General features: G+C 74.3%; 11 protein-coding genes and 5 tRNA genes. 8 read left to right on the forward strand and 8 right to left on the reverse strand.

Annotated features, from left to right (window positions below):
* Positions 1–33 precede the first annotated feature (33 nt).
* From ACGFH8_RS34830 to ACGFH8_RS34840, 3 genes are all read right to left on the reverse strand, one after another.
* Positions 34–2,937: a M36 family metallopeptidase gene (locus tag ACGFH8_RS34830; protein ID WP_393375902.1), complete on the reverse strand. Its 2,904-nt coding sequence runs from the start codon at positions 2,935–2,937 to the stop codon at positions 34–36.
* 235 nt (positions 2,938–3,172) lie between these two features.
* A complete protein-coding gene (locus ACGFH8_RS34835) occupies positions 3,173–3,754 on the reverse strand; it encodes a TIGR03086 family metal-binding protein (RefSeq protein ID WP_393375903.1) in 582 nt (193 codons plus the stop codon).
* Positions 3,755–3,834: 80 nt separating this feature from the next.
* Complete coding sequence (locus tag ACGFH8_RS34840) at positions 3,835–4,437, reverse strand: TetR/AcrR family transcriptional regulator (RefSeq protein ID WP_393375905.1); 603 nt, start codon at positions 4,435–4,437, stop codon at positions 3,835–3,837.
* A gap of 431 nt (positions 4,438–4,868) precedes the next feature.
* Here ACGFH8_RS34840 and ACGFH8_RS34845 point away from each other — a divergent pair.
* The 5 genes from ACGFH8_RS34845 (at position 4,869) to ACGFH8_RS34865 (ending at position 7,017) form a co-directional block, all read left to right on the forward strand.
* Positions 4,869–4,941: transfer RNA gene (locus ACGFH8_RS34845), tRNA-Gly, on the forward strand.
* Positions 4,942–4,975: 34 nt separating this feature from the next.
* Positions 4,976–5,046 (forward strand) — tRNA-Cys (locus tag ACGFH8_RS34850).
* A gap of 13 nt (positions 5,047–5,059) precedes the next feature.
* Positions 5,060–5,131 (forward strand) — tRNA-Val (locus tag ACGFH8_RS34855).
* Between the two features lie 195 nt (positions 5,132–5,326).
* Positions 5,327–6,298, forward strand: a complete 972-nt coding sequence (locus ACGFH8_RS34860; protein ID WP_393375908.1) for a glycosyltransferase — start codon at positions 5,327–5,329, stop codon at positions 6,296–6,298.
* Between the two features lie 137 nt (positions 6,299–6,435).
* Positions 6,436–7,017 carry a TetR/AcrR family transcriptional regulator gene (locus ACGFH8_RS34865; protein ID WP_393375910.1) on the forward strand — a complete coding sequence of 194 codons (582 nt, stop codon included), beginning with the start codon at positions 6,436–6,438 and terminating at the stop codon, positions 7,015–7,017.
* A gap of 111 nt (positions 7,018–7,128) precedes the next feature.
* On the opposite strand, the gene ACGFH8_RS34870 is transcribed toward ACGFH8_RS34865, so the two are convergent.
* A complete protein-coding gene (locus tag ACGFH8_RS34870; protein ID WP_357070106.1) occupies positions 7,129–7,371 on the reverse strand; it encodes a DUF6458 family protein in 243 nt (80 codons plus the stop codon).
* Between the two features lie 147 nt (positions 7,372–7,518).
* On the opposite strand from ACGFH8_RS34870, the gene ACGFH8_RS34875 reads away from it, so the two are divergent.
* Both ACGFH8_RS34875 and ACGFH8_RS34880 read left to right on the forward strand, forming a co-directional pair.
* Positions 7,519–7,591, forward strand: a tRNA-Gly gene (locus tag ACGFH8_RS34875).
* Between the two features lie 26 nt (positions 7,592–7,617).
* Positions 7,618–7,692 (forward strand) — tRNA-Val (locus tag ACGFH8_RS34880).
* A gap of 84 nt (positions 7,693–7,776) precedes the next feature.
* Here the strand turns inward: ACGFH8_RS34880 and ACGFH8_RS34885 are convergent.
* Genes ACGFH8_RS34885 through ACGFH8_RS34900 form a run of 4 tightly spaced genes read right to left on the reverse strand, consistent with a single transcriptional unit; the run spans position 7,777 to position 15,347 of the window.
* A complete protein-coding gene (locus ACGFH8_RS34885) occupies positions 7,777–10,524 on the reverse strand; it encodes an FtsX-like permease family protein (protein WP_393375913.1) in 2,748 nt (915 codons plus the stop codon).
* Entirely contained in the window at positions 10,521–13,688 is a 3,168-nt protein-coding gene (locus ACGFH8_RS34890; RefSeq protein WP_393375915.1) for a permease, read from the reverse strand. The genes ACGFH8_RS34885 and ACGFH8_RS34890 overlap by 4 nt, the downstream gene beginning before the upstream one ends.
* A 7-nt stretch (positions 13,689–13,695) precedes the next feature.
* Positions 13,696–14,418: an ABC transporter ATP-binding protein gene (locus ACGFH8_RS34895; RefSeq protein WP_393375918.1), complete on the reverse strand. Its 723-nt coding sequence runs from the start codon at positions 14,416–14,418 to the stop codon at positions 13,696–13,698.
* On the reverse strand, positions 14,415–15,347 hold the full coding sequence (locus tag ACGFH8_RS34900; protein ID WP_393375921.1) for an ABC transporter ATP-binding protein: 933 nt from the start codon (positions 15,345–15,347) through the stop codon (positions 14,415–14,417). The genes ACGFH8_RS34895 and ACGFH8_RS34900 overlap by 4 nt, the downstream gene beginning before the upstream one ends.
* Before the next feature lie 308 nt (positions 15,348–15,655).
* On the opposite strand from ACGFH8_RS34900, the gene ACGFH8_RS34905 reads away from it, so the two are divergent.
* Positions 15,656–16,303, forward strand: a complete 648-nt coding sequence (locus ACGFH8_RS34905; RefSeq protein ID WP_393375923.1) for a TOPRIM nucleotidyl transferase/hydrolase domain-containing protein — start codon at positions 15,656–15,658, stop codon at positions 16,301–16,303.
* The last annotated feature ends 9 nt before the right edge of the window (positions 16,304–16,312 follow it).

Here is a 16,312-nt window from a genome sequence, read left to right on the forward strand (position 1 = left end):
GGGCCGGCGGGCAGTCCGCCGGCCCCCACGGCGTCACCCCGAGAACGCCTGGAACTCGGCGATCCTGACCTGCGTCCGAGCCGGGCTGGCGGTGGCGCAGTCCGTCGTCGTGACCGGGTCGTCGTCCTGCTCGCCCGCGTACCGCGGGCCGCCTGTGCACTGGCTCGCCAGCACCTCGAGGCGGAGGTGGGTGGCGAGGGTGCTGGGCACCGCGAACGTCCGGAGGTTGATGTCCCGGCTGTACGCCCGGTACGCCCCGCCGGGGAACGCGTCGCCCGCGCTGGTGTAGATCCGCTGCCAGCGCGCCGGGTCCGCGCAGTCGGTGGTCGTCGCGTTGCAGGCGGACACCGCGAACGAGCGCAGCGCGCTGAGCGCGTTCTGACTGCCGGTGTCGGCGTCGCCGGTGATCGCCGGGCGCAGCATCGCGCTGACGTTCACCCGCTTGACGGTCTGCGGGGCGTCCCCGGGCAACGCCACGGTGAGCTGCCGGCCGGCGACCCCGTCCAGGGAGGCCCAGTTCGTCGCCTCGGTGTCGTCGGCGACCCGGTCCAGGTTGACCCCGTCGCCGGTGATCGTCGCCCCGGACGCGGTGGACGCCAGGTTGCGGCTCATCCGCAGGTCCACGAACCCGTCCTGGTCGGCCTTGGCGACCACACCGAGCCGTTGGTGGCCGAAGCCGGGGGCCACGGCGAGCAGGTCGTACGAGCCGGCCACCAGCTCCACGGTGTCCGGGATCGGCGTCGCCGGGTCGGTGTCCGCGATCGGCGTGGCCCGCGCCTCGTACGCCCCGACGTACACCCGGATCGGCGCGTCGGCGCTGTCCCCGCGCGGGCGCAGGGTGAGCGTCGCGTTGCCGCCGCGCGGCGAGGCGAAGCTGGGCGTCGGGTCGGTGTCGCCGGCGCCGTTGGTGGCGGCGTCGCGACCCATCCCGGAGCGGGCGAACTCCGCCCAGATCAGGTCCTGGTTGGCGCCGCCGAAGCGGAGCAGGTCGGCGGTGAGCATGTTGTCCCGCATGTCGAGCATGCTGACCTGGCTGGCGGCCTGGAGCAGGAACGAGTCGAAGACCAACTGCGACCAGCGCCGGTTGCCGGGACACGTGTCGGCGGCGACCTTCCCCTGTGCGCAGTCGAGCTGCCGCTGCGGAGTGCCGAGGCCGTACCGCTTGACCAGCGCGGCGCGGACCCGGAAGTTGGTGGCGCCCCAGATCTCCCCGTCGGCGTGCACGGCGGGACCGCCGGTGTTGTAGCCGATGTCGGAGTAGTTGAGCGGGCTGCGGCTGAGGTCGTAGTTGCGGATGCCGCTGACCAGGTTGCCGGTGACGTAGCCGCCGGTGACGAAGGGCGTCTCCCCGGGCGCGCGCAGCCCGTTCTGGAAGAGGTACTCGGCGGCGAGCAGGTCGCCCCACGACTCGCCCATCGCGCCGCCCTGGTGGCCGCCGATCCCGCTGTCCGGGCCGGCGATCATCCGGTTGGTGATCGCGTGGGTGTACTCGTGGCCGATCACCGTCATGTCGTAGTCGCCGTCCACACACGGTGGGTACGGGCCACCTGCCTGCGGCTGCCACAGGTACATGTTGGTGGTCGGCGGCTGCCCGTCGCGCCCGGTGCCCTGGTTGGCGTTGTTCCGGTTGCCGGTCAGCGCCCCCTGCTGGGCGCGGCCCTGCTCGGCGTCACCGCCCAGCCCGGCCGGGCTGAGGTTGACCGCCTGGAGGTTCCACGCCGACTCGGTGAAGCCCAACCGGTACGACCAGTCGTGCATCCGGTTGTGCATGGCGAAGAGGTTGGCGATCGACGCGTCCGCGTCGTTGCGCTGGGCGGAGGTGAACACCTCCGGGTTGCACTTCGCCTGGTGCCACTGGTCGGTGAACGGGTACTCGTAGCGGCGCTCCGGGCTGGCGGTGGCCGGGACGATCGGGGTGCCCGCACCCCAGGAGAGCACCGTGTTGGCCGAGTTGCCGCGCGAGGTGAAGGTGGGTGTGCCGGTGGCCGCGTCGACGTCCCAGGGTTGGCCGGTGGCCGGGTCGCGGAGGGCGGCCTGGCAACCGGGTGCGGGGTCGGCGCACCAGCGCACCCGGGGGTCCTGCCCGGGGTCGAGGTCGCGGGGCGGGGTGGCCGGGAAGACCGCCCAGCTCGGGTTGTCGGAGTCGAAGTCGACGAGGTCCTCACGGACCAGGACCTGCCCGGTGCCGCCGTCCACGTAGCTGGTGAACGCGGCCGGCTCGTCGGTGTCCGCGCCGATCATGGTGATCTCATAGGCGGCCCGTGGCCCGTCCAGCGGGGTCGGTACGGCCACCTGCCGGATGGTGTGGCTGGCCACCGCGGCGGCGGTCAGCCCGGCGTCGGCGAGCGCGGCGGCGTACGCCTGCTCGGCGGTGCGGGTGGCCGGCGCGGGCGTGCCGGTGTCGCGGGCCAGCGAGGAGCTGACCGAGAGCACCGTGCCGTTGGCGACCGCGAGGGTGACGAGACCGTCCGGGCCGGCGGGCAGGTCGCCGAAGCGTTGCCGGAGGGTGACCACGGCGCCGCTGCCGATCGGCCGGACCAGCACCCGTTCCATGCTGGCCACCGCGTCGGCGTCCAGGCCGAACAGGTCGCGGTTGGCCCGCAGGTAGGCGCGGGCGGCGGCCTCCGGGTCGGCGGGGAGCCCGGTGGCGAGCGGGGTGCGGCCGGGGCCGAGGGCCTGCGGGGTGCCGAGGCGGTTCCACCTGACGTCGGGGTCGGCGGCGCGGGCCAGGCCGCGCTGGCGGGCGTCGGGTGCCGCCGTACCGGTGCGGTTGTCGGCGTCGGCGGGCTCGTGCCCCTCGCTGAACGGTCCGGACCGGCGTTCGGCGGACGCCGCGCTGCCGGTGGGGGCCGCGGTGCTCACGCCGGTGGGGAGCAACGCGGCGACCGTGGCCGTCGTCGCCAGGACGGCGATGAGCCGGCGTCGCCGCCGGCTCATCGGGGGTGACCATTCGGGTAGTGGCACAGGACCTCCTCGTGGGAGCGGAGGGCCGGTTGTCACCGGCCGTCGATGCGCGATGACGCATGTGCATTTGTGAATATCAGTCGGTTGTGGCGGCGGCAAGGCCCGGGGCCGCCCGACCCGCCTATTGATCGAAATCAGTCGACATGCGGCGACCGGCGGCGAGCGGGCGCACGCCCACTCGCACCGCCGGAGGTGCCACCGCGCCGGGTCAGTCGCCAGGCGTCCAGTCGGGGTCGCGGCCGAAGGCGGCCAGCAGGCGGTCCTGCTCGTCGGCGTCGTCGGGCACCCGTACGCCGGTCTGGACCAGGTTGTCGCGGCGGTAGTCGTCGATCTGGCCGGCGAACCACCGGGCGGCCACGTGCACCGCGTCCGGGTCGAGCCGAGGCTGCGCGCCGATCGCCACGGCCACGTCCCAGCCGTGGACGAGGTGCTCGGCGAGGAGTTGCTGGAGGTATTCCGTGGCCGGGGTCTCGCCGGCGGAGAGGTGCACGGCGCGGTCGAGCGTGCCCGGATGGGTGGCGGCGATCTCGGCCTGCGCGGCCGTCTCCCGCGCCGCCGCGATCGGGTCGTCGCCGAGCTGGTCGCCGTCGAGTCGGTCGCCGACCTCGTCGACGGTCCGGCCGGCGAGCAGCGGGACGCTCCAGCGGCCCTCACTCACCACGTGGTTGACGAGCGTGCGGACGTCCCAGTCGGAGCAGGGCGTCGGGTCGGACCACTGGCCGGGCTCGACCTGGTCCACCCGGTCGACGAATTCGGCCAGGCTCCGGCGGTACGCCTCCAGCAGATCCATGCTGCCGATTGTTCCGGTCGGCGGGGCGGGCCGAGCCGTTTTGCCCGCCCTGGTGACGGCGACCGCGTCGGCCGCCCGGCTCAGTCCAGGTCGGTGAGGTCCAGGCCGAGCTCCCGGGCGGTGACCAGTCGGACCCACTCGCCGAACTGCCGACGGGAGATCACCCGGTCGTGCACCGCGAGTTGGACGGCCAGGCCGTCCATCACCGCGCTGATCCGCCAGGCGGCCCCGTCCGGGTCGGCGCACTGGAACGTGCCGTCGGCCACCCCGGCGGAGATCACCGCGGCCAGGTCCTGCCGCCAGCGCAGGTCGAGCCGGCGGGACACCTTCTCCAACTCGGGGGTGCGCAGCGACTCGGACCAGCCGTCGATCCACATCGACCAGGAGGTCGCCCGGCCGGCCGGCGTGTAGAGCTTGAGGATCCGGCGGAGCTTGGTCAGCGGGGGGGCCGAGGAGCGGGTCACCGCGTCCAGTCGGGCCAGATCCTGCTCGACCGCGTACGCGAAGGCCTGTGCGAGCAGGCGATCCTTCGTGGCGAAGTGGTAGAAAACAAGTGCCTGACTCACGCCGGCGGCCTGCGCCACGTCGGCCGTCCGGGTGTTGGCCAGACCGCGCTCCACGATCACGTCACAGGCGGTGCGCAGCAGGGCATCCAGGCGGATCTCGGCCGCACGTCTCGTCACGACCGTTACCGTAGCCCATCCGACTGAACACGAACAGTTACCGCTGCGGCCGGATCCGCGATGCGACAGTCGGAAGCCGGACACTTCCCTGGGGTGCCGTCAGTCGTTCCTGTGCGAGCGTTCACCGAGGTCCGCCGCGAGTGGATGACGCGCGAAGTGCCTGGTCGCCGGCGTGCGGCGCACTGATGGCCATCATCGTCCCCGGGCACCCGAGTGTGACGGTCGGTGGCGGCCGGCAGTATCAGGCCAGCCCCCTAGGAAGCCCTGCGGGTGGCGGACCCCTCTCCCGCCCGCGGTGTTCTCCGACGCAGCCCGGGGGGTCTTCGACGCGACCCGGAAGGGAGGGGACGCGCCGGGGTGACCCCGAGTTGGCAGTCTCTCGCCGGCTCGGCTAAAGTTCTCATCCGTCACCCGGGAACGTCCGGGGGCGTGCGGACGTAGCGCAGCTGGTAGCGCATCACCTTGCCAAGGTGAGGGTCGCGGGTTCGAATCCCGTCGTCCGCTCGGAGCTGCCGCCACGCGTGACGGGGGCAACCTCGGTGGGGTGGCCGAGAGGCGAGGCAACGGCCTGCAAAGCCGTCCACGCGGGTTCAAATCCCGTCCCCACCTCGGCAACAAGCACGGGCGATTGGCGCAGTGGGAGCGCGCTTCCTTGACACGGAAGAGGTCACTGGTTCAAACCCAGTATCGCCCACAGGATATTCAGGCAGTTGAGCGCCCGTTACCGGAAAGCCGGTAACGGGCTTTCTGCCGTCCAGGCCTCATCAGCCGGCACCAGCCCTGCCGGCCGAGGCGCTCGACGAACGCACGACGCGGGACAGCGCCGATGCGGCCTCGCATGGCACGCTTCCCGCGCGACGATCCATCGACCCTGGGGCGGGGGCGGACCATGGCCGGGGCGGCTGCACCATCCGACAGCGCCGGAGCGGGTCCGGCCCGCGCGCCGACGGTGTCGATCGTCGTGCCGGTGCACAACGAGGAGGAGGCCATCGGGCCGTGCCTCGACGCGGCTCTCCGGCAGACGACGCCGGCAGACGAGATCATCGTGGTGGACAACGCCTCCACGGACGCGACGCGGGCCCGGCTGGCCGGGTACGCCGACCGGGTCGTGCTGCTCACCGAACCGCGGCTGGGCGTGTTGGCCGCCCGCAACCGGGGCCTGATGGCGGCCACCGGTGACGTCATCGGCCGGATCGACGCGGACACCAGGCTGCCGCCGTACTGGGTGGAGGAGGTCCGCCGGGTCTTCGCGGACGGCACGGTCGCGGCGGTGACCGGTCCGGTGACCTACTACGACATCCGCTTTCCGTTGGCCCTCAACGCGGTGGACCTGACGCTGCGCCGGGCGTGGACGCTGCCGAGCCGGCGGCGGCTCGACTGGCTGTTCGGTGCGAACATGGCGGTCCGGGCCCGGGCCTGGCACGCCATCCGGACCGACCTCTGCGACGATCGCCGCTACCACGAGGATCTCGACCTCGGCATCCACCTGCGGCGGGCCGGCCACCGGGTGGTCTTCGCCGCCGGGCTCCGGGCCAGCACCTCGGCGCGCCGTTTCCGGAACGACCCGGCCGACTTCTGGGCGTACCTGCGGATGATCGACGCCTCCTACGCCAGCCACTCGCGGGGACGGGCCGGTAGCGCCAGCTACTGGCGGGCCTGGTTGACCAGCCGGCTGATCATGCTCTTCTACCTGCCGTTCCGGGCGCTGCACCGAACCCACCCGGCCTACCGCGCCGCCGCCCCGGCCCGGAAGAACCCGATGGCGGCGGCGCCGTCGCCCGTCGCCCTAGAAGGTGAGGATGCGGAACTCGGCCACCTGCCGGAAGCCGAGGCCGCGGTAGACCGGCTCACCGATCGGTGACGAGGTGAGGGCGGCGGTGTGGGCGCCGCGCTCGCCGGCGGCCCCCTGACCGCGCTCACCTGCGCAAAGAGGTCGATTCGACGACTGTGACAGACGAAACTTTGTCGATCGTTCCAGATTGCGGGTAGCGTTCGCCCATGGCCCGTACTCGCGAATTCGACCTCGACGCCGCGGTCGACGCCGCCATGGACGTGTTCCGGCGCAAGGGTTACGAGGGCGCCTCCATACGCGACCTCGCCGAGGCGACCGGCTTGGGCAGTGGCTCGATCTACGCCGCCTTCGGCAGCAAGGACGGCCTCTACCTGGCGGTGCTCGACCTCTACCGGCAGCGTTACGCCGCGCCGATGGTCGAGCTGCTGCGCTCCGGCAACGACGCGCGGGCGGTCATCCGCGAGGTGTTCGTCAGCGCGGTGGACGACATCACCGGCGACGGCCGGCACCTGTCCTGCCTGATCGTCGGGGCGTCGATGGAACGGGCACACCAGGACATGCGGGTCGCCGAGCGGCTCCGCTCCACCACCCAGTCCCTGGAGTTGGCGCTCTTCGACCTGCTCGCCGAGGCGCAGTTGCGGGGCCAGATCACGTCCGACCGCAGCGCCAGCGACCTGGCCGGGTTCCTGGTGACCAGCCTGCAGGGTCTACGGGTGATGGGCGCCATCAGCCCGGACCGGGCGGCGTTGACACGGTACGCCGAGGTCGCGCTCACCTGCCTGGACTGACCACCGGACGAGGTGGGCGGCCCGGTGTGCCGGGCCGGCTGCCCTCGTCGAGGCGGCCGGCCCGGGCAACATCTGGTCCGTCGACTGTGCCGGCGGTGGAGTGGGGTCGGGTCACAGCGGCGGGGCGATGTCCCGCCGCTCCTCGACCCGCTGGTATTCCACCGGCTGTTCGGTGGTGGTGACGACCTCGCGGCGGCGGCCCCAGATCAGCGTGGTCATGATCAGGCCGAGGACGCCGGCCCCCATCAGGATCCAGCCGACCACGTCGAGGTTGATGCCGCCGACGCTCGCGTCAAGTGCGAAGGTGAGGATCGCGCCGAGCGCGATCAGGAAGATGCTGGTGCCGATACCCACGACAGCCTCCTTAAGGGGGTGTGGTGCGCTGTCGAGCCCCTCAGTACCCCGGCGGGGACCAGCGCAACCGCGACCGGGCAGGGTGCCGTGCCAAGCGATCTTGGCATCGGGTAGAGTTCACCTGTCGCCGGCGCTTGCCGGGGACGTGCGGACGTAGCGCAGCTGGTAGCGCATCACCTTGCCAAGGTGAGGGTCGCGGGTTCGAATCCCGTCGTCCGCTCGCGATGCGCCCCACGGGGCCGCCACGGGCGATTGGCGCAGTGGGAGCGCGCTTCCTTGACACGGAAGAGGTCACTGGTTCAAACCCAGTATCGCCCACCAGCTATACAAGCGGTTCGATGACCCGTTACCGGAAATCCGGTGACGGGTCTCGGCGTTTCTGCTCCCCGCAGGGGAGTCGGTCGACTACTCGCCGGCGCGGAGCACCTCGCTCAGCCGGTCGCGTCGCCGCAGCGCCGACTCCACGGGTACGACAGTGGCGGCCGCCGCGATCAGCGCCACGCCCAGCAGACCCAGCAGCCACCACGGCAGGACCGCCGCCGGATCGACGGCCTGGCCGGTGAGCAGCCGCAGGTCGAGCGGGCCGAGCGTCAGGCGCGCGAGCAGGGCCCCGAGCAGTGGGCCGCACACCGCGACGACCACGACCGGCGGCAGCAGCTCACCGGCGGCGACCCAGCGGGCGTCGCGTGGCCGCAGACCGAGGGTCCGTAGCCGGGTCAGGGTCTGCCACCGCTGGGCCGCACCGGAGGCGGCGGCGAGCGCGAGGCCGAGCAACCCCAGCGCCAGCAGCACCGCGGCGGCCGTCCACGCCAGCCGGAGCAGGCCCGTGGTCAACGGAGCCGCCCGCTGCGCCCGCAGGACGTCCGTGCGCAGCACGACGTCGGCGGGGACGCCGGTGTTCGCCACGGCCCGCGCCGCGCCGGGGCCGGTCACCCAGACGGTGTTCGGAACGGCGGGCAGCCCGGCGTCGGCGAGGGCCGCGGCGTCCACGATGACGACGTCGTCGGCGCCGCCGACGGAGGGAGCGGTACCGACCACGGTGAGACCGATCGCCGGGGCGCGTTCCCGGGGTAGCTGCAGCCGCGTGCCGGTCGGTAGCTTGCCGTCGCCCGATCGGACCAGCGCGGGGACGCCCCCGGGACCGGGCGCCGTGAGCCGGGCCAGCGCCGGCGCGTCGGGCAGCGGAGTGGTGGCCAGCAGGCGTTGGAACGCGGCGGCGTCCACGATGACCAGGCGTGGGGTGAGCAGCCCCGACTCGGTGGAGAGGCGTGCCGAGTCGGTCACCTGCGCGACGACGACCTGCCCCACCCCGGGTGCGGCGGCGATGCGCTCGGCGAGTGCGGGTGTGGCGGCCTCGGCGCCGACGTCGAGGCGGGCGTCCGCCCCGACGGTGCTCCACGCGCCGTCGGCCAGACCCCGGGTGACGGTCGCGCCGAGGATGAGCGCGAACGACGCGAGCGCCGTGGTGCTGACCAGCACCAGCAGCGGCAGCGCGCGGCCGGCGGTTGTGGCCGCCTGGGAGGCGCCGAACACGGCCAGCGGGCGGCGCGAGCGCAGGGCCCCTCGGAGCGCGAACCGCGCCCCGAGGGGCAGGAGCCGCAGCAGGACGAGCGCGCCGACGAGCGCGCCCAGAGCGAGCGCGCTGATCGGCAGGACCAGGTCGCCGGTCAGCTCACCGGTGTCGCCGTCGGAGGCGACGGACAGCAGCCCGCGCTGGTGCAGTGTGACGAAGGCGGCGACCGCGGCGATCAGGACGGCGGCCTCCACGGCGGCGCGGCGCAGCTGGCCGGTGGCCCGGATCCAGCGTCGGGCGGCCCGGTTGGCGGGTTGGCGTCGGTCGCGGCTGGCGCGGGCGGCGGCGAGGGTGCCGAACGCCGGCCCGGCGACGGCACCGGCCAGCACCACGGGCACGGCCCAGGTCCAGGAGACGCCCGGGGCGGCCGCGCGGGCGAGCGCGAGCCCGACGGCGGCGGCCGACAGGGACACGACCGTGGACTCGAGGACCAGTTCCGCACCGAGGCCGGGTAGCGCAGCCCCGCGGTGCCGGGCGGCGCTCAGCGCCGGGGTACGGCGGCGGACCAGCAGGTCGGCGGCGAGGAGCAGGACCAGCACCGTGGCGGTCAGGACCCCGGTGAGCAGGACGGAGGCCTGTGCGGCAACCGCGCTGTTGCGGGCGCGGGCGTCGCGCAGCGCCGTGTCCAGCTGCGATTCCCACTTCAGCGACTCGTCGCGGGCGATCGACGAGCCGGAGGCTGCCTTGAGCTTGACCACCTTGCCGGCGAGCGCGGCGGTGTCGTCCCAGGTGAGCGCGTCGGGAACGGGTGCGAAGTGGACGGTGCGCCGCAGTTGGTCCTCGTCGACGGCGAGCCGGGCGTCCGGTAACGACTCGCGCGACAGCAGGCCGCCGAACCGGGTGGTCCCCACGCCGTCTGCGCCGGGCACGGGGCGCAGTAGTGACGGGGCGAGTCGCCAGGCGGGGTCGGCGCTGTCCGCGGGTCGGTAGATCCCGCTGATCCGGACGTTCGGGCTGCGACCCTGACCGTCCGTGACCGGGATGCGGTCGCCGGGCCCGAGGTGGAGTGCGGCGGAGTCCACCTCGGAGAGGCCGACCTGCACCGGCCAGGGCGGTCCGTCGTACGGGGTCTCGACGTAGTCGTCGGCGACGGCGGCGCCGGGCGGGTTGCCGGCGATCCAGGTCACGGCCGGGCCGCCGAGGTCACCGGCCAGGTAGGTGAACTGGAAGGTACGCGGCACGCTGCCGTCGGTGATGGTGAGGATCGGGCCGTTGACGACGGCGACGGGCGGGAGCAGCGCGGCGTCCAGTTCGGGTCCGAGCGCGTTCTCCGCCCGGGTCCGGAAGCTGTCGATCTCCTTGGCGAGGCGGGGCATCCGGACCCGCCCGCCGGTCGGCCCGTCGTCGCGTTCCCAGTTGGCGTGCACGAGGACGTTCGCGTCGGGTCCGGCGCGGCGGACGGTGTCCTGGACGGCGTCGTCGGCGGCGGCTCCGAGCAGCGCCGGCACGGCCCCGGCGAGGAGCGCGACGGCCGCGATGACGGCGGCGGTGAGCAGCAGCGGTCCGGCGTCGGTACGGCCACGGCCGCGGACGCTGGGCCAGTGCGGCGCCGGCCACCGGCGGGTCAGCCACCGGTTCACGGCGCCACCCGCAGGTGCGCGGCGTCGGCCCGGCGGACCTGGACGGTGACCACGACGGTGACCGCCAGCAGGCATCCGGCCAGCAGCACGGCGAGCAGCGCGGCCTCGGCTGGCCACGGCCAGTGGGGCTGGGTGGCCGGGACGGGTGCGGCGCCGGTGTCGGAGCGGACGAGCAGGGGAGCGACGACGCGGGTGGCGAGCGCGCCGACGGCCGCGCCCGCCGCGAGCAGGGGCAGCAGAACGCCGGCGTGCTGGCCGAGCAGCACGGCCCGGATGCCGCGCCGGGACATCCCCAGGCCGCGCAGCCGCGTCACCTCGACGGCGCGGACCTGTAGGTCACAGGTGACGTGCAGGACGACGCCGGCGAGCAGCAGCAGGGCCGCGGCCGGGACGAGGAGCCGCAGCGCGGCCGGCAGCCCGGCGCGCAGCGGGCCGCTGGTGAGTCGGGCGGTCTCCGCCTCGCGGGACGCGACGGTGCCCAGGTGCAGGGCGGTGGCCCGCTCGGCGGCACCGGGGTCGGCTGGGTGGCCGACCCACCAGGCGTCGACCGGGAACGTCAGGTCGCCGGTGACGGCGCGTGCGCGCGACAGCGTGTCCACGTCCGCCAGGACGGCGACGGCGCCGGGGGCGGACGGTACGGTCGGCACGACCTCGGCGACGACGATCGGGACGGGCGTGATGCCGACCGTGACGCTGAGCTTGCTGCCGTTCTCGGCGCCGACCTCGCTGGCGAAGCGGGCGGAGACGGCGACGGGCACCGGGCCGGGGTCCGGGAAGGCGGTGGCGACGAGGGTCCGGGCCGCGTCCTCGGCGGCGCCGAGGTCGACGGTCGCGGCCATCCGCAGCGCGGTTCCCGCTGGCGTGGCGGACACCCCGACGGTCAGGTCGCTCAGCTTGCTCGGGATCGGCGGCGCGGAGGTGGCGGTCCAGTCCGATCCGTCCGTGGCCCTCTCCACCGACCCGGTGGGCGGCACGGTGAGCGTGACGGCGACGGCGACGGGTCCGCCGACCCCGTCGGTGGTGACCGGCAGGGCGACGGCGACGAGGCGCTGCCCGTCGGCCGTCGCGCAGGCGGGCAGCCGAACCTCCCGGCCGTCGAGCGCTACGGCGGGTCCGGTGCAGGACGTGCGCAGGCCGCTGGCGTCCTGCAGCAGCAGCCGGGGCGTCACGGTGAGCGGGGTGCCGCCGGTGGTGGTCCCGCTCAGGACCAGCGGGGCGCCGGTCGGGATGGCGAGGCCGGTGACCCGGGTGCGTGGTGCCAGCGTGGCGCCGACGTCCGCCCAACCGCGGTCGCCGTCCAGCCGCCCGCGCAGCAGCGCGTCGGCGCGGGTGGTGTCGACGGCGACCAGGCGCGGCGCGACGCCCGCGGTGCCGAGCCACTGACCGACCGTGGTGCCACGGTCGAGGACCGGACTCACGGCCCCCGCGGTGGCCGCGCCGACGACCGCGCCCTCACCGGCCACCGGCGCCGTGCCGAGGGTGAGAGCCAGGTCGGTGCCGACGGAGAGCGCGGCCTGGTCGCGCTGCGACTGGTGCCAGGTGCTGTCGAAGGCGAGGCCGAAGGTTCCGGCCGCGCAGGCCAGTCCGACGAGCAGCCCGGCGGCGACCGCCTGTGGCCGGCGGGCGGCCTCGGCGACCGCGAGCGGAAGCGCCAGCCCGCGGGCGCGGTACGCCAGCCGGTCGGCGCCGCGGAGGGCGGGCAGTACCACCCGGAGGGCCAGGGCGGCGCCCGCGGTGAGCAGCAGCGCCGGTGCGAGCACCCGGACCACGTCGGCGCGTGCGCTGGCGGCGGTGGGCTGCGCGTACAGCTGCCACCAGCCGGCGGCGGCGAATACCGCGAGCATCAGGTCGGCGCCGGATCGGGCCAGCAGTTCGCGGCGGGTGCGCTGGCCGCCGGCCGCCGGGACGGGCCGGATCGCCAGGACGGTGAGGACAGCGGCGAGCACCAGCGCGCCGCCGGTGACCGCGAGGACCTGGGCGCCGGCGATGGCCGGCCGGACGGTCAGGCCGGCGCCGTCCAGCGGCGGCAGGTGGGTCAGGCCGGCGTGCAGGGCCGACGAGGCCGGTATCGCGAGCGCGGCGGCGACGGCGGCGACGAGCCCGGCCTCGAGTGTCGCGGTGGCGGCGAGTTGGCGGCGGCTGGTGCCCAGGGCGGACCGCAGGGCGGTCTCGTCGGCGCGGATGCCCGTGGTGAGCCGGCCGGCGAGGACGAGCGCCGTCGCGGCCAGGACACCGCCGAGGACGGCGATGGCGAGTACGACGGCGGCGGTGACGTGCTGTTGGTCGTCGGCGGACCGCAGGGTCAGCGGGAGTTCGGAGGAGACACGTGCGAGCCGGACGCGGTCGCCGAGGGTGCCCGCCAGCCGGTCGTCGGCATCGCGGACGGCCCCGGCCGCGGTCTCCAGGTCGTGGCGGTTGGGGTGGGACAGGTCCGGGTGGGCGGTGACCTCCATCCGGTCGACGGTGGCGCCGGTGGTGACCAGGTCGGCGAGGTCGACGAGGAACGGGCCGTAGGCGTTGACCGGCTGCAGGAAGCGGCCGTCCAGGTAGCCGGTGGCGGAGCCGGCCGCGGCCAGCGGGTCGCGGTCCCAGCCGCGTCCCGGCAGCGGGCGGACCACACCGACGACGATCACGTCGATGGCCGGGACGGGCGCGTGGGCCAGCTCGGTGCCGAGGCGCACCCGGCTACCGGGGGTGAGGCCGAGCAGGTGGGCGGTGGACTCCAGCAGCACCGCGTCGCCAGGGTGCTGTGGCCAGCGCCCGGTGAGCAGTTCGGCTCGGGTCGGCAGGTCGTCCAGCCCCGACAGGTACGCCTGGGCTCCGACGCTTGTGCCCTTGGCGAGCGTGGGCGGCAGCGCCCGCAGCACCGTCGACGCCCGCGCGGTTGTCGTCACCGGGAACGGCGCCAGTGCGGAGGCCACCACGGTACGGGTGTCGGTGGCGACGGACGACGTGTCCGGGCCTTCGATGGCGCCGGTGTAGACGGTCACGTCGACGGCGGCGGGGGCGGCGCGGGTCACGGCGACCTCCAGCGCCCGCTCGGCGGTGCGGGTGATCAGCAGGGTGCAGGTGCCCAGCAGGGTGGCACCGATCGTGACGACCCCGAGGAGGGCTGCCAGTAGCGGCCACTGCGCGCGGGCGCGCCGGCTGACCAGCCTCAGCATCGTTGCGTCACCCGGCGTCCGGCGCGGGCGCGTACGGCCGCCCGGCGGCCTGGTCGTCGAGGTGCCCGTCGTGGATGCGGATCACCCGGTCGGCGAGGGCCATCATCACCGCGTCGTGCGTCGACACCAGCACGGTGACGCCCTCGGATTCCACTATCCCGCGCAGCAGGGCCATCACCGAGAGGCCTGTCTCGGCGTCCAGTTGCCCGGTGGGCTCGTCGGCGAGCAGAAGCTGGGGCGAGGCGGCCAGCGCGCGGGCGATCGCCACCCGCTGCTGCTGGCCGCCGGACAGCTCGGCCGGCCGCTGCCGGGCGTGGTCGGACAGGCCGATCAGGTCCAGCAGCAATTCGACCCGTCGCTCGCGTTCGGCGGGGGCGACGCGGGCCATCCGCAGCGGGGCCGCGACGTTTTCCGCGGCCGACAGCACCGGGATCAACCCGAAGCTCTGGAAGACGTACGACACCTTCTCGCGCCGCAGCAGGGACAGGCCGTCCTCGTCGAGCGCGGTGACGTCGGTGCCGTCGACGTGGACGGTGCCGGCGTCCGGGCGGTCCAAGCCGCCGATGACGTTGAGCAGGGTGGTCTTGCCCGAGCCGGAGCGGCCGACGAGCGCCACCATCGAACCGGCGGCCACGTCGAACGACACGCCGCGCAGGGCGTGTACGACGGTCGGCCCGGTGCGGAAGCGCCGCTCGACGCCGCGCACGCGCAGCAGCGGCTCGCCGCTCATTCGTCGCTCCCCGAGTCGGGGTGGATCGTGATGTGGTCGGGTTCCAGGGCCAGCCGGACCCGTCGGGTCAGCGCCAGCGCCTCGCGGAACTCGCGGGGCACCTGGACCCGCCCGGCCCGGTCCATCACGGCGTACTCCTCGGCGGTCACGTGGGTGTCACCCTCCGCGTCGGTGGTGGCGCGGCGCAGCACCTCGCTGCTGGTACGCCCGTCCCGGATCGCGACGGTCCGTTCGACCTGGCCGCTGACCTCCGGATCGTGGGTCACCACGACAACCGTGACGCCGTAGCGCCGGTTGACGTCCCGCAGCACGCCGAAGACCTCCGCGGACGTGGCGGCGTCCAGCTCGCCGGTCGGCTCGTCGGCGAACAGGACCCGCGGCTGGTTGGCAAGCGCCACCGCGATCGCGACACGCATCTGTTGCCCTCCGGAGAGTTGCCCGGGGCGGCGGTCGGCGCAGTCGGCGACACCGAGGCTGTCCAGCAGCTCGGCCGCGCGCTCCCGGCGCTCCTCCTTCGGGGTACGGGCCGCCGTCATCGGCAGGTCCACCATCTCCCGTGCGGTCAGGTAGGGGATCAGGTTGCTCGCCGTCTGCTGCCGTACGAACCCGACGGTGCGCCGCCGGTAGTCCACCCGGTCCGCGCGGGACATCGTCAGCAGGTTCCACCTGTCGACCCGGACCCGCCCGGCGGTGGGGGCGTCGATGCCGGCCAGGATGGAGAGCAGTGTCGACTTGCCGGACCCGGAGGCGCCGACGATGGCGACCAGCTCACCGCTCTCCACGGTCAGGTCCAGCCCCTGTAGCGCCTGCACCTCGATCGAACCGGTCTGGTAGATCCGTACCAGGTTCTCGCAGACGATGAGCGCGTCCCGGCCGAACTCGGGCGCCCGCGCGGTTGGCTGCGGCAGGGACAGCGGTGTGCGGGGCATCCCCTTCTCCGTCCGGTTCGTGCCGACGTCGAGCCAGCCTCGGGTAGCGGTCGGGCCCACCGGTCGGGCGCGTGCTGTCACCCGGTCGGCACGCACGGTCACGCAGGCGTCGCGCGCCTCGATTGCCCGTGCTGACGCAGATTGAAGCAGATTCGCGGTAGGCGGCTTCGCCGACCATGCCCGGGGCCCGTTTTCCCGGGTGCGGGACGAGGATCCGCCGGTGCACGTCCGGCGTAGGGGTCGGTGACGAGCCGGTCCCGCGCCCAATCCGGTGGCGGTCGCCAGCGCAGGTTGCGAGACTCTGGCGTGTGCGAGAGGCGGACCGTTTCCGAGGTGCCGTGCAGGTGTGGGCGGCCGGCGGTGCGGACGCCGCGGCAGCCGCCACAGTGGCCCGTGCGGTGGCCGGCGACCTGAGCACCGTCGTGCTCGTCGAGGGCTTCAGCGATCGGTGCGCGGTGGAGACGCTGGCCGAGCGGCGGGGCCGCGACCTGGCCGGCGAGGGCGTGCTCGTCCTGCCGATCGGCGGCGCGATGAGTGTCGCCCGCTACCTGCGGCTCTTCGGCGCGCAGGGGTTGGCGGTGACCGTACGGGGGCTCTGCGACGAGGCCGAGGAGGGTTTCTTCCGGCGGGGGTTGGAGCAGGCCGGCTTCGGCGGCGGCCTGACCCGCTCGGCCATGGAGGCGCTCGGCTTCCAGGTGTGCGTGACCGACCTGGAGGACGAGCTGATCCGCGCGCTCGGTAGTGCCGTTGTCGAGCGGGTCATCGACGCCGAGGGGGATCTGGCCCGGTTCCGGGTCTTCCAGAACCAGCCCGCGCAGCGCGGGCGGACGATCGAGCGGCAACTGCGCCGCTTCATGGGCACGATGAGCGGCCGCAAGGCGCGCTACGCCCGCGCGCTCGTCCGCGCCCTCGATCCGGACGCCATCCCACGACCACTGGATCGGCTGCTCGGCTGACTCCGCGCG

Source organism: Micromonospora sp. NPDC049175 (assembly GCF_043197345.1).
Taxonomy (GTDB): Bacteria; Actinomycetota; Actinomycetes; order Mycobacteriales; family Micromonosporaceae; genus Micromonospora.

What these genes read in the sequence shown, in the direction of transcription:
- ACGFH8_RS34865 (WP_393375910.1), top strand. Translation starts at nt 6,436, where the DNA reads ATGGCCCGTACTCGCGAATTCGACCTCGACGCCGCGGTCGACGCCGCC.
- ACGFH8_RS34860 (WP_393375908.1), top strand. Translation starts at nt 5,327, where the DNA reads ATGGCCGGGGCGGCTGCACCATCCGACAGCGCCGGAGCGGGTCCGGCC.
- ACGFH8_RS34895 (WP_393375918.1), bottom strand. Translation starts at nt 14,418, where the DNA reads ATGAGCGGCGAGCCGCTGCTGCGCGTGCGCGGCGTCGAGCGGCGCTTC.
- ACGFH8_RS34900 (WP_393375921.1), bottom strand. Translation starts at nt 15,347, where the DNA reads ATGCCCCGCACACCGCTGTCCCTGCCGCAGCCAACCGCGCGGGCGCCC.
- ACGFH8_RS34835 (WP_393375903.1), bottom strand. Translation starts at nt 3,754, where the DNA reads ATGGATCTGCTGGAGGCGTACCGCCGGAGCCTGGCCGAATTCGTCGAC.
- ACGFH8_RS34890 (WP_393375915.1), bottom strand. Translation starts at nt 13,688, where the DNA reads ATGCTGAGGCTGGTCAGCCGGCGCGCCCGCGCGCAGTGGCCGCTACTG.
- ACGFH8_RS34830 (WP_393375902.1), bottom strand. Translation starts at nt 2,937, where the DNA reads ATGAGCCGGCGGCGACGCCGGCTCATCGCCGTCCTGGCGACGACGGCC.